At 54.4% G+C, this 13232-nt stretch carries 15 protein-coding genes; 9 read left to right on the top strand and 6 right to left on the bottom strand.

All coding sequences use genetic code 11. The annotated features are described in order from the left end of the window. Positions 1 to 21 precede the first annotated feature (21 nt). The 5 genes from DBY66_RS04340 to DBY66_RS04325 all read left to right on the top strand — a co-directional run bounded on the left by DBY66_RS04340 (position 22) and on the right by DBY66_RS04325 (position 3580). Complete coding sequence (locus DBY66_RS04340; protein ID WP_071668378.1) at positions 22 to 1089, top strand: SDR family oxidoreductase; 1068 nt, start codon at positions 22 to 24, stop codon at positions 1087 to 1089. Positions 1090 to 1329: 240 nt separating this feature from the next. Further along, positions 1330 to 1485, top strand: a complete 156-nt coding sequence (locus DBY66_RS17850; RefSeq protein ID WP_158249873.1) for a hypothetical protein — start codon at positions 1330 to 1332, stop codon at positions 1483 to 1485. Positions 1486 to 1801: 316 nt separating this feature from the next. Next, entirely contained in the window at positions 1802 to 2353 is a 552-nt protein-coding gene (locus DBY66_RS04335) for an NlpC/P60 family protein (protein ID WP_108569831.1), read from the top strand. Between the two features lie 374 nt (positions 2354 to 2727). Beyond that, positions 2728 to 2943: a YdgH/BhsA/McbA-like domain containing protein gene (locus DBY66_RS04330; RefSeq protein ID WP_040113576.1), complete on the top strand. Its 216-nt coding sequence runs from the start codon at positions 2728 to 2730 to the stop codon at positions 2941 to 2943. Between the two features lie 424 nt (positions 2944 to 3367). Beyond that, complete coding sequence (locus tag DBY66_RS04325) at positions 3368 to 3580, top strand: hypothetical protein (RefSeq protein WP_040113892.1); 213 nt, start codon at positions 3368 to 3370, stop codon at positions 3578 to 3580. 42 nt (positions 3581 to 3622) lie between these two features. Here DBY66_RS04325 and DBY66_RS04320 read toward each other — a convergent pair whose 3' ends face one another. From DBY66_RS04320 to DBY66_RS04310, 3 genes are all read right to left on the bottom strand, one after another. Further along, the gene (locus tag DBY66_RS04320) at positions 3623 to 3901 is read right to left on the bottom strand and encodes a VF530 family protein (RefSeq protein WP_094111816.1); all 279 of its coding nucleotides are present in this window, start codon (positions 3899 to 3901) and stop codon (positions 3623 to 3625) included. Positions 3902 to 3991: 90 nt separating this feature from the next. Then, positions 3992 to 4519 carry an outer membrane lipoprotein Blc gene (blc, locus tag DBY66_RS04315; RefSeq protein WP_040113572.1) on the bottom strand — a complete coding sequence of 176 codons (528 nt, stop codon included), beginning with the start codon at positions 4517 to 4519 and terminating at the stop codon, positions 3992 to 3994. A gap of 111 nt (positions 4520 to 4630) precedes the next feature. Then, positions 4631 to 5320 carry a hypothetical protein gene (locus DBY66_RS04310; protein ID WP_108569832.1) on the bottom strand — a complete coding sequence of 230 codons (690 nt, stop codon included), beginning with the start codon at positions 5318 to 5320 and terminating at the stop codon, positions 4631 to 4633. A gap of 206 nt (positions 5321 to 5526) precedes the next feature. On the opposite strand from DBY66_RS04310, the gene DBY66_RS04305 reads away from it, so the two are divergent. Further along, the gene (locus DBY66_RS04305; RefSeq protein WP_108569833.1) at positions 5527 to 6363 is read left to right on the top strand and encodes a substrate-binding domain-containing protein; all 837 of its coding nucleotides are present in this window, start codon (positions 5527 to 5529) and stop codon (positions 6361 to 6363) included. Between the two features lie 44 nt (positions 6364 to 6407). On the opposite strand, the gene DBY66_RS04300 is transcribed toward DBY66_RS04305, so the two are convergent. Continuing rightward, complete coding sequence (locus DBY66_RS04300) at positions 6408 to 8735, bottom strand: FdhF/YdeP family oxidoreductase (protein ID WP_040113566.1); 2328 nt, start codon at positions 8733 to 8735, stop codon at positions 6408 to 6410. A 217-nt stretch (positions 8736 to 8952) separates the two neighbouring features. On the opposite strand from DBY66_RS04300, the gene DBY66_RS04295 reads away from it, so the two are divergent. Continuing rightward, positions 8953 to 10149 (top strand): FAD-dependent oxidoreductase, encoded by a 1197-nt coding sequence (locus tag DBY66_RS04295; protein ID WP_108569834.1) that lies wholly within the window; start codon positions 8953 to 8955, stop codon positions 10147 to 10149. A 178-nt stretch (positions 10150 to 10327) separates the two neighbouring features. Here the strand turns inward: DBY66_RS04295 and DBY66_RS04290 are convergent, their stop codons facing one another. After that, positions 10328 to 10615 carry a DUF1330 domain-containing protein gene (locus DBY66_RS04290; RefSeq protein ID WP_040113562.1) on the bottom strand — a complete coding sequence of 96 codons (288 nt, stop codon included), beginning with the start codon at positions 10613 to 10615 and terminating at the stop codon, positions 10328 to 10330. 2 nt (positions 10616 to 10617) lie between these two features. Next, complete coding sequence (locus DBY66_RS04285; RefSeq protein WP_040113561.1) at positions 10618 to 11295, bottom strand: GntR family transcriptional regulator; 678 nt, start codon at positions 11293 to 11295, stop codon at positions 10618 to 10620. A gap of 532 nt (positions 11296 to 11827) precedes the next feature. On the opposite strand from DBY66_RS04285, the gene DBY66_RS04280 reads away from it, so the two are divergent. Further along, the gene (locus DBY66_RS04280; protein ID WP_108569835.1) at positions 11828 to 12430 is read left to right on the top strand and encodes an amino acid synthesis family protein; all 603 of its coding nucleotides are present in this window, start codon (positions 11828 to 11830) and stop codon (positions 12428 to 12430) included. Beyond that, positions 12402 to 13229: an alpha/beta hydrolase gene (locus DBY66_RS04275; RefSeq protein ID WP_071668374.1), complete on the top strand. Its 828-nt coding sequence runs from the start codon at positions 12402 to 12404 to the stop codon at positions 13227 to 13229. The genes DBY66_RS04280 and DBY66_RS04275 overlap by 29 nt, the downstream gene beginning before the upstream one ends. The last annotated feature ends 3 nt before the right edge of the window (positions 13230 to 13232 follow it).

Genomic DNA, 13232 nt, shown 5'->3' with positions numbered 1-13232 from the left:
TAAACCGACGGGAGGATAATGATGAAAAAACAGGCACTCATTGTAGGGATCAGTGGCGTTATCGGACGTGCGCTGGCAGAACAGCTGCAGAAAGAGGGCTGGGACGTTACCGGCTTATCGCGCGGACGTGGTGCAGTACCGGATGGCTGCCGTAGCCTGACTGCTGACCTTACCGACAGCGACGCGGTACGCGATGCGCTGGCGCAGGAAAAACCCGATGCGCTGTTTTTCAGCGTCTGGGCACGTCAGGAAAATGAGAAAGAGAACATTCGCGTTAATGGCGGCATGGTGCGTAACGTCATTGAGGCGCTGGGCGAACGGCTGCAGGGTGCTCACGTGGCGCTGGTAACCGGCCTTAAGCACTATCTGGGGCCTTTTGAAGCCTATGGTAAAGGAGCCGTACCAGTTACGCCGTTCCGCGAAGAGCAGGGCCGCCAGCCGGTAGATAACTTCTATTATGCTCAGGAGGATGAGCTGTTTGCCGGGGCCGAAAAATATGATTATCGCTGGAGCGTGCACCGTCCGCACACCATCGTCGGCTTTGCGCTGGGTAATGCGATGAATATGGGCCAGACGCTGGCCGTCTATGCCACCCTGTGCCGTGAGAAAGGCTGGCCGTTTATCTTCCCCGGCTCGCCTGAGCAGTGGAATGGTCTGGTCGATGTGACGGATGCTGGTTTGCTGGCTGAGCAGCTGGTCTGGGCGGCTACAGCAGAAGGCGCAGCGAATCAGGACTTTAACGCAGTAAACGGCGACGTTTTCCGCTGGAACTGGATGTGGCCGCAGCTGGCAGCCTATTTTGGTATCGAAGCTGCAGACTTGCCGGCTCAGACGCTGCCGCTGGAAGAGAGAATGCAGGAGGCGGCTGAAATCTGGCAGGAGATCGCTGCACGCTATCAGTTACGTGAGGCGGATATCAGTAAGCTGGCGTCATGGTGGCATACCGATGCCGATCTCGGTCGCCCGATGGAAGTGTTTACAGATATGAGCAAAAGCCGCAAAGCAGGTTTTACCGGCTATCGTTCGTCCGTTGACTCTTTTATCCAGCTGTTCGATCGCCTCAAAGCGGAAAATATCATCCCGCGCTGATGCACTCAGGTTCTGCCGCCGCCTCTAGCGAGCGGCAGACGTTGCGCATAAACGCTATTTTTTACCGCACTGTTTTTATTTTGTAAAACTGACGTGCCTGGTCTGTTTTCAGCCTGTGAAGTTACGTGCAAAACGCACAAATGCCTTAAGCCAGCGGCAGATTAGTGCGGTTCGTTTATTTATTTTTAGTACCAGATCCTTACAATAACCCGCTGATACATTTCACCAGGTTATTGCGTTATGACAACACTTCTGAAAAACAACAACAGTGACACACAGCAACTTTTGGCCGTCATCGAACATGCTGTCAGCGATCCGGTTCCGCTGGTTCAGTCTCTGCCTGAGAATTTCTGGCAGCAAATTGAGTCGCTGGCCGTCGCCGCTGCAGAAGAGTAGCCATTGAGTCCCGGCTGGCTGTCAGAGTTAACCGGGACATCCTCTTTATCACTTCACAAGACGGCTGAAATTTTTCTTTTCCCTCCTCCTCTTTTCTCAAACACCCGCTAAAATTAGCTCGTTCAGCACGCGCGACCCACGGCACCTGTCAAAATTACTGTTTATCCTGTTTTTATACGTATAAACATGATGTTACCTTTATGTAAATTAAGGTAAATAACAGGGAGAGAGTGAGGATTTTCCCGCTGCGGGTTTAACTGTGCTGCTTTTTTACGGTATAAATCTTTCACCAATAAGCCGGGCGAAACGACAACCCATGACTATCACCGCAAGCCGTACTCTTTTTACCAGTCTGCTGCTCTTTACGCTGGCTGGATGCGCGAAAAAGCATCATGAAGCGCCTCCGTCTGACAGCGCTGAAATGAATCTCTCTGGTGATAAACAGCCCGATTTAATCCCGGTTATTGCTGCACTGCACGATCAGATGCACTCCTGGCAGGGCACAAAATATCAGTGGGGCGGCACGCAGCTCTCCGGCGTGGACTGTTCAGGCTTTGTCTGGCGCACGCTGAAAGATCGCTTTAATATTCCGATGGAGCGCGTGACGACACGTGAACTCATCGCCATGGGCAAGCCGGTCGATCAGGCCCATCTGCAGCCGGGCGATCTGGTCTTTTTCCGCATCAGGCATGAGCTGCATGTCGGCTTCTATGATACTGACCGCCAGTTCCTGCATGCGTCGGTGAGTCAGGGTGTGATGCGTTCATCCCTCAACAATCCTTACTGGAAGTCTGTCTATCTCCAGGCGCGGCGACTGCCCCGCGAACAGGGTTCGCAAATCAGCTTCAACTATAAAAACAAAGTCTGAGCGCTACCTGCTTCTCTGATCCAGGAATAACAGCCGTACCCCTCTCCGCCTGCTGAGAAAAACCGCCTGATGGCGGTTTTTTTACGCCTGTTTTTATTCAAAAAATATGAACATAAACGGCAAAATGCTTAGCTTTTAAACTCTCCTCAACACCTTTATTCTCTCTTCATCGCAACAGAGGTAGCGCTGATAGCGTTTCCGGAGTGATTCTCCAGCTGCTTTCTTAAGTGAAATAAACTGCTTGACTTGCTTGTGAATTTAGTTAGCAAGATCACAGTAACAGCATTAATTATCAAAATGTATATAGTTTACAGTGTTACTATATTTCTCATCAAAGGCGTGCGGCCTTTAAAACAGATATTAAGGAAAAGATTATGAAAACCATGAAAGCTCTCTCAATTGCTGCTGTAACCGCTCTGACCCTGGTATCCGGCGCAAGCTTTGCACAGAGCATCTCTGTGACCTCCGGTACGCTGGATGGTGCAGAAGCGAAAATTGCCGCTCAGGCGCAGGAGCAGGGCGCGCAGTACAAAATTACTGAAGCCAATACAAACAACCGTGTGCATATGACCGCTGAGCTCTATAAATAATCTGGCGTGAATAAGCGTTAAGGCCGCCTTCGGGCGGCTTTGCTGTTCTTATGGTTAAAAAATAACCAATCAATGGCGGCGTATCTGCCATGCGGCCTGCAGAAGGTTATCCACAGGTTTGCGCCTGCTCTTTTCACGCGGAATGTGGATAAACCCGCAAGCATAATCCATCCCCTTTGCCAGATAAGGCGCACTTAGCACTGTGCCGGGCCAGTCTATCTGTTCGCCTCATTTTTATTCTATTTTATTCCCTGACTGCAGAACGCATAGCAATGACACGCTTCAACGCGAAATTTAACCTTTAGTAACTTATTTCTGGTTACACATTATTGCGGCGCAACTCAGGTAATTCATTCGATATTCCGGAATTTCATTACTATATTCAGCATGAATGCAATCTGCATTTATTTTCGGGGATAAGAATATGCGTAAAATAGCGTTTGCTTTATTAACTGCCGGCGTGCTGTTATCAGCGACTGCTCAGGTTCAGGCTAAAGGCTGTCTGAAAGGGGCTGCGGTAGGCGGTGTGGCAGGGCATCTTAAGCATCACGGTGTAGCCGGTGCGGCAGCAGGATGTGCAGTAGGTCATCACATGGCGAATAAAAAAGAGAAAGAAGCGAATAAAAATACGCAGTAATACTTATTGGGCAGGGCGCTATTTAGCCCTGCCTGAGAACGCTCAGTGCTCCTCTTTATTTCCCTGCGTCCACGGATTAAATCCGGCGTCAGCAAGATCTTTCTCAGGCTGTTCAGTTAACATCTCCCGATAGAGCGCTTCAACTTCTGTACGCGCCCAGGGTGTACGTCGCAAAAATTTAAGGCTCGACTTTATACTGGGATCGCTTTTAAAGCAGTTAATATTGATCTTTTTTGCCAGTTCTGCCCAGCCGTAATGTTCTGCCAGCGCAGTCACTATCATTTCCAGCGTTACGCCGTGCAGAGGGTCATTTGAATGCATATCAGGTTGCGTCTCACAGGGCAAAAAGGGGCGCCAAGGTTACCGTAAACATACGGTAACCGCAAACCACCCCGCGGTGAAACGTGTTTGTCAGGATTGATCGACCCAGATGAGTTTATCGGTGGCAAAGCCCAGCTCCCTGGCAAGATTAACGTAGTCACGTTTAACCTGCTCCGGGATCTGCGGCTGGCGCGACAGTATCCACAAGTAGCTGCGATTCGGGCCGCTGACCAGCGCATACTGATAATCTTCATCCAGCGCGATAACGTTGTAGCCGCCGTAAAAAGGCCCGAAGAACGAAACCTTTAGCGCCGCAACGTCAGAGCGTCCGGTGAAATAGGCTTTACCCTCGCTTTCACTCCAGGATTTCTTCTCCGGATCGTAACCGCGATTGATAACAACCAGTCCGCCATCGCTGCGCTTTTTATACGTGGCGGTCACGTGATCTTTACCACGCTCAAAGCGATGATCGAGACGCGCAATTTCATACCACTTGCCCAGATAGCGCTGTGCATCAAAACCGGTAACCGGCTTAACACCTTTAGGCGGGGTAGGCGATTTGCAGGCCACCAGCGTCAGTGAAAGCGCGGTGACAGCAACCAGAGGCCAAATCTTCATTGTCTCTCCTTACACAACATCGTAAAAATCCCATGCTGAGTATAGTTAAGGATTGACGAGGCGTGGCGGGCGCGGGCAGATGCGTTCCGCCCGCGCCTTTGCCTGCAAGGACTATGGCGTTTTCTCGTCGTCCGCCGGGAACTGAGGTTCATCAATGGCAATCGACTTCCCGGACTTCAGCAGCTGAATATCGAGCATGACGTAAGTCATGGTGGTGATAAACAGAGAGATAACGCTGCCAATAACGCCGCTGGTGGTAAAGGTAAAGAAGTTATACATCACTACCCAGGTGACACAGATAAACAGCGCCAGCGCTACGCTGATAGCGGACTGTGAATAATTGGTTGCGCGCGCGCCCATTTCGTTGATCTGCATAATGAGGTTGCACCCTGTGTATTTCTCAAGTACCCAGATGCCCTGGTCCCAGCTGCGCAGACGACGCGCGCTGCCGCGTGTCACAAACAGAAACAGCAGTGAGATAAACAGGCCTGAGAAAGCGATCAGCACCGGTACTGCCGCCAGAGCATAAGCGATACTTTTATGCAGCGAATCCTGTGCCAGACCGGTGAGATCCAGGGTTAACGACGCGCCGAGTACGCCATATAAAAACAGAAACAGCACCAGATAGAGCGCGTTACGTTTCCAGTCGAGATCGGCTTCGTGGTTTTTCTGCTGACGAGCGATAACCAGAGCCTGCTGCAGGCGCTGCGCTTCAGCAGAGCTGGCGTCGATGGTGTCAGGTTCACTGCCCAGCAGTCGGTGGATAAAAGGCCGATCGGCCGGATCGATAATCACGTGCATAAGGGTTCCGCAAACAGAAGATAAGTGGCAACAGTGTAACAGTTGCCGGCTCGAAGTGATCGTTAAGGCGCGGCTGAAAGCCGTCCGGTGCACCGGTCTTAATCAGAGCGTACCGCCGGTTGTTGGCGATAGCGCATTATTCGGGTAACGTGGAATACTCACCGTTTTATTCATCAGGCCAGCCTGGACTGGCAGGAGCCTCTTTGATGTCAGCTTCCTCTTCACTTGTCGCGCTGATCTGTCGCGCGCCTGAAAATGCGGCAACCGCGCGTCAGCTCAGCGCATTCAGCGCTCAGCTCAACAAACGCGGCATGGTCAGCCTATTGATTCATGCGCAGTCACGCGAGGAGCTGCAGCAGGCGCTGCATAATGCCGCCGCGCTGCCGGTTACGCATCTGCTGTATCTCTCATCTGTCTGCGACGATGAGCAGACTCTGGCCGCAGAGATCCTGCCTGCGGTCGCGCAGCTTCATGCTGATGCACTGGCCATCGATCGCTACAGCGCCGGCGAAGCGCTCGCCCTGCTGCTGCTTTCGCAGGGGCATCAGCGGACAGGCTTTATGCACGCCGGTGACACGCCGGCTATAAGCCAGCAGCTGGCAGGCGTGAATGCCGCTTTGCAGACGCAGGAGAAAGAGATACAGCTTTTACTGACGGCCGGCAGTGAGCAGCGCGAAGCGGCGTATCAAAGTATGATGACCTACCTGAAGAAAACCCGTGCCGCTGAACGTATTAACGCGCTGGTGTGCAGCAGCGATGAGCTGGCGTTTGGCGCGCTACAGGCCGTGCGTGATTTTGGTCAGGGTGCGCACGTGGCGGTAACGGGCTATGGCAGCGTGCCCGAAGCGGCAACATCCACATGGCATCTTACCCGCTGGGCACCGCGCAGCGAGTTACAGATCGCAGAAACGCTGAACCGGTTACTGGAGCAGCGTGCTGACAGCAGCGTCTGGCAGCAGGGTGCACTGGAAGTGCGGCATTCCCATCAGGGAAAATATATCCCGGGCGAAATGTCGCAATGTGGCTGCGCGATTCGCCACTAAAGCGCGGCTCCGGACAGCATGAATGCGTATCCGGAGCCCTGCACTTAACGCAGCACGCCGCTGCTGTCAGCCTGCGCGGCACCGGAAGGCTCAATCACCACCGGAATACTTTTATACGCGGGAATACCGCTTTGCGTATCGTGGCTGTCGAGCGGCACCATGATATTCGCTTCCGGATAGTAAGCGGCTACCGAACCGGGCGCCATGTCATAAATCACGAGGGTCAGGTTCTCCATACGGCGCTGCGTGCGGTTGCCCTGCGGATCGAGCGCGGTCATATTGACCGTATCGCCGGAGCGCAGCTGCCGGCTCTCCGCTTCATCGGCAGAAATAAAGAGTACGTCGCGCCGGCCGGTAATGCCGCGATAACGATCGTTCAGCCCGTAAAGCGTCGTGTTATATTGATCGTGACTGCGCAGCGTGGTCAGCACCAGATCGTGACACTGTAGCGAACGCGGATCCTCATTGATGCCCTGCATCACTTTAAACTGCGCGCGCTTCGACGGCGTCAGCCAGACACGTTCAGAAGCCGCGTTGTACAGGCGGAAACCGCCAGGCTGCATAACGCGCTGGTTAAAGTTCTCAAAAGCGGGGAAGACGGCCTCAATCGCATCACGAATGTTACTGTAGTCGCTGACCATTTTATCCCAGTTTACGCGGGAAGCCGGCAGCGTCGCTTTTGCCAGCCCTGCTACCAGCGCCGGTTCCGATTTTAGATGCGGCGAGGCAGGCTCCAGCGTGCCGCGCGAGGCGTGCACCATCGACATCGAATCTTCCACGGTGACGCTCTGGTCGCCCGACGCCTGGCGATCCCGCTCCGTGCGGCCCAGCACAGGCAGCAGGTAACTATGTTTAGCCATCAACAGATGAGAGCGGTTGAGCTTCGTCGCCATATGCACCACCAGATCGAGCTTGCGCATCGCTTCAAAGGTGATTTGCGGATCGGAGATCGCTTCAGCAAGGTTGCCGCCCAGGCAAAGCAGCGCCTTTGAGCGTCCGTCACGAATCGCCTGAATCGCCGCCACCGCGCCGTGCCCGTGCTGCTGCGGGGGCGTAAAGCCAAAGACCTTCTGCAGACTGTCCAGCAGCGTCTGCGAGGGGATCTCTGTAATGCCCACGGTGCGATCGCCCTGTACGTTGGAGTGTCCGCGCAGCGGGCAGATGCCTGCGCCACGCCGGCCAATATTGCCGCGCAGCAGTAGCAGGTTCGCAATCTGCTGCACATTTTGCGTGCCGTACTGATGCTGGGTGATGCCCATTCCGTAGCAGATAATGGTGTTTTCCGCGGCGGCGTAGAGGTGGGCAATATTCTGGATTTCGGCGATATCCATGCCGGAGACTTTCAGAATATGATCCCAGCTGGTGTCATCCAGATCCGCTTTCAGCGCCGCGAAGCCTTCAGTATGTTCACGGATAAACGTCTCATCCAGAACCGGCGGCTCGCCGGCTTCAAGCGCGTTATCATGCATAGCCAGCAGCGTTTTCATCACCCCTTTGAGCATGGCCGCATCGCCGCCAACGCGCACTTTATAGTAGGTTGAGGCCAGCTGCGTGGACCCCATCGAGAGCATTTCAATCGGGCTTTGCGGAGAGGTAAAACGCTCCAGCCCGCGCTCGCGCAGCGGGTTAATGGCCACAATTTTTGCACCACGCTTAGAGACCTCCCGCAGCGTCCCCAGCATACGCGGATGGTTGGTGCCAGGGTTGTGACCAATACAGATCACCAGATCGGCGTGATCGAAATCCTCCAGCTCTACCGTGCCTTTGCCGACGCCGATGGATTCAGGCAGGCCTACGCTGGTGGGCTCATGGCACATATTGGAGCAGTCGGGAAAATTGTTGGTGCCATATTCGCGGGCAAACAGCTGCCAGAGAAAGGCCGCTTCATTTGAAGCGCGTCCGGAAGTATAAAATTCCACGCTATCGGGATCGTCATAACCGCGCAGCAGCGCGCCAATCTCCTGCAGCGCGGTTTCCCACTCAATGGGCTGATAAGTATCGCTGACGGCATCATATTTCATCGGATGCGTGAGCCGGCCTTCACCTTCCAGTTCAAACGCGCTGCGCTGCCAGAGTTCGCTGACGGTGTGCGCGGCGAAAAAGGCGGGCGTGGTGCGTTTGCTGGTCGCTTCCCAGGAGACAGCTTTGGCACCATTTTCACAAAACTCAAACGACGAGGCGTGACGCGGATCGGGCCAGGCGCAGCCCGGACAGTCAAATCCCTCCGGCTGATTGACCTTAAATAACGCAATCACATCCTGTTTCACCGCCATCTGACGGCGAATGGCATCTGCTACCGCTTTCAGTGCACCCCAGCCGCCGGCTGAGCCGCCATAAGGTTTGATGCCGACATCCCGATTTTGCTCTTTCATGGCTGCTTATCTCGCGTAAAAAATTATCTCATAAGCCTGGAATAAGCTGCCGGGTCCGCAAGGAAACTATTTAAAACAGGTTATTTTAATGTTTACAGAATATTGCAGTGCTGCGATTGCTAAACGGGCATATAAGCGCATCGGATTCTCGCCTTACCGCTATAACATGCTATATAAATGATAATTATTATCAGTAAATTGATGCGGAACTGACAGAATGCACAACGGTAAAACTCTCCATACTGACTGCTGTATTGCAGGCGGCGGTCCGGCCGGATTGATGCTGGGATACCTGCTGGCGCGTGCCGGCGTAAATGTGATTGTGATTGAAAAACATGCTGACTTTTTGCGTGATTTTCGCGGTGACACTATTCATCCTTCAACGCTGGAAGTGATGCACCAGCTTGGTCTGCTGGATGAGCTGTTAACGCTGCCGCATCAGCGGGCTGAAAAGCTGCAGGCGGAAGTGGGCGGGGAAGAGATCACCATGGCGGACTTTTCCCGCCTGCCGGTGCGCTGCCGTTTTATCGCCTTTATGCCGCAGTGGGATTTCCTCGATTTTCTGGCGCGTAAGGCCCGCGCCTGGGACAATTTTACGCTGCTGCAGGAGACCGGCTTTGCTGACTTTATCAGAGAGGGAGACCGGGTTACCGGCCTGACGACGTTGCAGGGACATACTATTCACGCACCGCTTGTGGTCGGGGCAGATGGCCGTCATTCACAGGTACGCGCCAAAGCCGGATTGACCAGCCAGAGTTTTGGCGCACCGCGTGACGTGCTGTGGTTTTCACTTCCTAAGCATCCCGACGATCCGGCGCTCGGCATGGGCCATAAAGGACCGAAGCAGAATTTTATTGTGATCGATCGCGGTGACTACTGGCAGTGCGGCTATACCATCGAAAAAGGTGAGTTTGAACGGCTCAAAGCGGGCGATGTCGCTGCGTTTATTACGCGGCTTGCTGAGGTGGCCCCCTTTAGCGAAGCGCGGCTTCAGGTGCTGACGCACTGGGAGATGTTTCACCTGCTGTCGATCCGGATCGATCGGCTCGACAGCTGGTGCCGTCCAGGGGTGCTGTGCATCGGAGATGCGGCGCATGCGATGTCGCCCATCGGTGGCGTAGGGGTGAATCTGGCTATCCAGGATGCGGTGGCCACCGCTAATCTGCTCACGCCTTCACTGCTCAGGGGAAGGGTGAGCCTGAAAACGCTACAGAAAGTCCAGCGGCGGCGTCAGTTTCCGACGGTTGCCACGCAGTTTCTGCAGATAAAGATGAGCAGTAAAAAACGCACGCGCAGCGCGCCGTCAAAAGTGCCGCAGTTCATCAGCCGCTACCCGTTCCTGCGTCACCTGTTTGGGCGTCTTATCGGACTGGGATTTCGCCCGGAACGCCCGCGTCTGACCGGCAAAGTCTGAATTTCAGACAAAAAAAAGCCCGCGAGGCGGGCAGGCGAACGATAACCGGTAAACTTTCTCGTCAGCAACGCATTGCTGTTTAGCGTCACTATAATAGCAACGTTTCAGCGAACGTACGAATTTTGTTCGATGAGTTAATTTTGCTGAACAGATAAGTAATTTATGCAGCCGGGCCGGTTCAGGCTAATCCTTCGGTAATGACAATCGTTGCGTCAGCAATATCAGCACGCGCAGCACGCGCCTGCTGATATTCGGGTGAGTGGTAACACGCCACGGCCGTCTGATAATCGGGAAACGCGATTAACACATGCCGGCCATAGCTCTCGCCTTCCAGCGTCAGCGCCTGCTCGCTCCGCGCGAGAAATGTTGCCTGATATTTATTAAAGGCCGCCGGTGCAAGATCCCGGTAACGCTGATAGCGCTCAGCATCATGCACCGTCACGTGTGCTATCCAGTAAGCGGTCATGGTTACTCCTCCGTTGTCAGAATCGTTTTTGCCAGCTGCGCAGCTTCCGTCAGATGCTGTATCACCGCTTCTCTGGCCTGCTGCGGATCGCTGGCTTCAACTGCTGCACAGATACGCGACATACGTTCAAATCCGGCAACCTGGCGTTCAGGGCTGCGCAGCGTCATGGCGCGCAGCCGGCTGATACGGCTGTTGAGCCGCTGCACGATTTCCCAGGCGATATGATGCTCCGCAATCGAAAACAGCGTTTCATAAAACGCCTGAGACGCTTCAACCCGTTCAATATCGTCATGATGTTCAGATGCTCTGGCAATTCGCATCAGCCGGGTGTGCAGCTTCTGCTTATCTTCCGTTGTGGCTTTGCGGGCGCAATCTTCTGCAGCTGCAGATTCAAGCAGCTGACGTATGCTGTAGATCTGCTGCGCAATCTCCCAGGTGAGCCGCGCCACAATAGGCCCTTTTTTAGGCAGGTTTTCGATCAGTCCTTCCGCTTCAAGATAACGGATCACTTCCCGCACCACGGTACGACTGACGCCCAGCTCATCACACAATGAGCGTTCAACCAGACGATCGCCCGCTTTAAAATAGCCTGAGATGATTGCCTGTCTTACTTTGACCAGCGCCAGTTCCCGCAGTGTCACCGGCGTGTTTTCAATCCTTAAGGAGTGAATCGCAATCATGATCTTCCCTATTGTCCCGCGTTAAGAACCGTTGCGCGAAGCCCCCTGCGCGCGCTCTTTTTTACTATTAGCACTGTTCCGGCAGTTAACGCAACGTCGCGGACGTGGCTGCAACAGAGTCTGAGGTCATAAAGCCCTCAGCGGCGCTGTGATTTCGTCTGACGCCGCCATACCCGGAATTTGTTATTGCTCACATTTTTATCACTTATCGCTGAAGTATTCCCTTTTCCCGCGCGGGCTTTAAAAATAATGCAAATTTATCAATCACATGATTTTTTTCCGCTGCGCTGGCCTGCTTCACTTTTATGATGCCAGTCACACTCCGATAGCTGATTTTCTACCCGCTAAAACCTGCACTGGCAGCCCGCTAAAATGGCCCAGGACCGCGTCTGGCGCATCCTGGCGCATAAAAAGCAGGCAATTAAGGTATGACTGTATGATGGTATACCATGTTTTGACATCCCAAAAGTGGCGATGCTATACCCCTTTCACCAGTAGTAATTAACAAACCGTTAACTTGAAAGGGGTTTACATGCATCCGGATATTCGTAAAACCGTCGTCACCACTGAAACCGTGTATACCGATGGCGGCAAAGCGGCGGGCACGCCGCTGGTGATGATTGCGGCTGCAGCCGTGGTCAAAAATCCGTGGGCTGGCAGAGGCTTTGTTGAAGATCTGGCACCAGAAATCCGTGAAATGGCGCCGGTATTAGGCGAATTGCTGACCGGATTAATCGTTGAAGAAGCGGGGGGCGGCGATCGCGTGGTCGCCTATGGCAAATGTGCCGTTACCGGACTGAACGGCGAGCTGGAGCACGCCTCAGCGCTGATTCATACGCTGCATTTTGGTAATCACTACCGTTCTGCGGTGCAGGGCAAAACCTATCTGGCATTCAACAATACGCGCGGCCCGGCCAACACCCCGATTCTCGTCCCGATGATGGGAACAGAAGATGAGGGCTCGCGCGAACATTATCTGACCATGCAGTTCACCATCAATGATGCCCCGTTCAGCGACGAGATCGTGATTGCGCTGGGCGCTGCGCTGGGCGGCCGCCCGCATCATCGCATCGGTAACCGTTATCTTGATCTTAAAGAGCTTGGCCATGATCAGAAAAATCCAGCCGCTGTCTGAGGCGTCAGCGCAGGTCAGCTATCTCGAAGCGGGAGCCGGCACTCCGCTGGTGCTGATTCACGGCGTGGGCATGAATGCGGAAGCCTGGTTTCCCCAGATAGCGGTACTGAGCCGCCATTTTCGGGTTATCGCAGTGGATATGCCCGGGCATGGCGACAGCACAGGCTTCGGGCATCACGCGACGCTGACCGACTACGTTTCCTGGCTGGCAGCCTTTCTCGCCACTCAGCCAGAGCAGCGTTTTGCGGTTGCCGGGCACTCAATGGGTGCCCTGATCACCGCCGGACTGGCAATTGATTATCCGCACTCTGTCAGCCGCGCCATCGTCATGAGCGGCGTCTTCAGGCGCTCAGCTGCGGCCCGCGCTGCGGTCCTGCAGCGCGCTCACGAGCTGGCAAGCGGTGATGTCCAGCTGGATGCGCCACTGGAGCGCTGGTTCAGCGCCACCCCGGAGGAGCAGCCGCTGCGTCACAGAGTCGGCGAGTGGCTGCAGCAGGTCAGCCCGGCAGGCTATGCGCGCGCCTATCAGGCGTTTGCTGAAGGCGACTCGCTGTATGCCGATCGCTGGGCAGAGATGCGCTGTCCGGTGCTGGTCATGACGGGCGAACTGGATGCCAACTCCAGTCCGGAAATGACACGCCAGATGGCCGGCGCAGCACCTTACGGTGAGGCGGTGGTTATCGATAACGCCAGACACATGTTGAATCTGACCGATGCTGAACGGGTCACGCAAGAGATGCTCTCTTTCCTTGAGCCGGTTGCAGCCCCCGTCACGTCACAAGAGCCTATTCAGGAGTAACTT

Source organism: Pantoea sp. RIT413 (genome assembly GCF_003057675.2).
GTDB lineage: Bacteria > Pseudomonadota > Gammaproteobacteria > Enterobacterales > Enterobacteriaceae > Pantoea > Pantoea eucrina.
This window is presented reverse-complemented; position numbering and strand designations above follow the sequence as displayed.

Coding starts and splice junctions, on each gene's coding strand:
- DBY66_RS04340 (WP_071668378.1), top strand. CDS start 22: ATGAAAAAACAGGCACTCATTGTAGGGATCAGTGGCGTTATCGGACGT.
- DBY66_RS17850 (WP_158249873.1), top strand. CDS start 1,330: ATGACAACACTTCTGAAAAACAACAACAGTGACACACAGCAACTTTTG.
- DBY66_RS04335 (WP_108569831.1), top strand. CDS start 1,802: ATGACTATCACCGCAAGCCGTACTCTTTTTACCAGTCTGCTGCTCTTT.
- DBY66_RS04330 (WP_040113576.1), top strand. CDS start 2,728: ATGAAAACCATGAAAGCTCTCTCAATTGCTGCTGTAACCGCTCTGACC.
- DBY66_RS04325 (WP_040113892.1), top strand. CDS start 3,368: ATGCGTAAAATAGCGTTTGCTTTATTAACTGCCGGCGTGCTGTTATCA.
- DBY66_RS04320 (WP_094111816.1), bottom strand. CDS start 3,901: ATGCATTCAAATGACCCTCTGCACGGCGTAACGCTGGAAATGATAGTG.
- blc (WP_040113572.1), bottom strand. CDS start 4,519: ATGAAGATTTGGCCTCTGGTTGCTGTCACCGCGCTTTCACTGACGCTG.
- DBY66_RS04310 (WP_108569832.1), bottom strand. CDS start 5,320: ATGCACGTGATTATCGATCCGGCCGATCGGCCTTTTATCCACCGACTG.
- DBY66_RS04305 (WP_108569833.1), top strand. CDS start 5,527: ATGTCAGCTTCCTCTTCACTTGTCGCGCTGATCTGTCGCGCGCCTGAA.
- DBY66_RS04300 (WP_040113566.1), bottom strand. CDS start 8,735: ATGAAAGAGCAAAATCGGGATGTCGGCATCAAACCTTATGGCGGCTCA.
- DBY66_RS04295 (WP_108569834.1), top strand. CDS start 8,953: ATGCACAACGGTAAAACTCTCCATACTGACTGCTGTATTGCAGGCGGC.
- DBY66_RS04290 (WP_040113562.1), bottom strand. CDS start 10,615: ATGACCGCTTACTGGATAGCACACGTGACGGTGCATGATGCTGAGCGC.
- DBY66_RS04285 (WP_040113561.1), bottom strand. CDS start 11,295: ATGATTGCGATTCACTCCTTAAGGATTGAAAACACGCCGGTGACACTG.
- DBY66_RS04280 (WP_108569835.1), top strand. CDS start 11,828: ATGCATCCGGATATTCGTAAAACCGTCGTCACCACTGAAACCGTGTAT.
- DBY66_RS04275 (WP_071668374.1), top strand. CDS start 12,402: ATGATCAGAAAAATCCAGCCGCTGTCTGAGGCGTCAGCGCAGGTCAGC.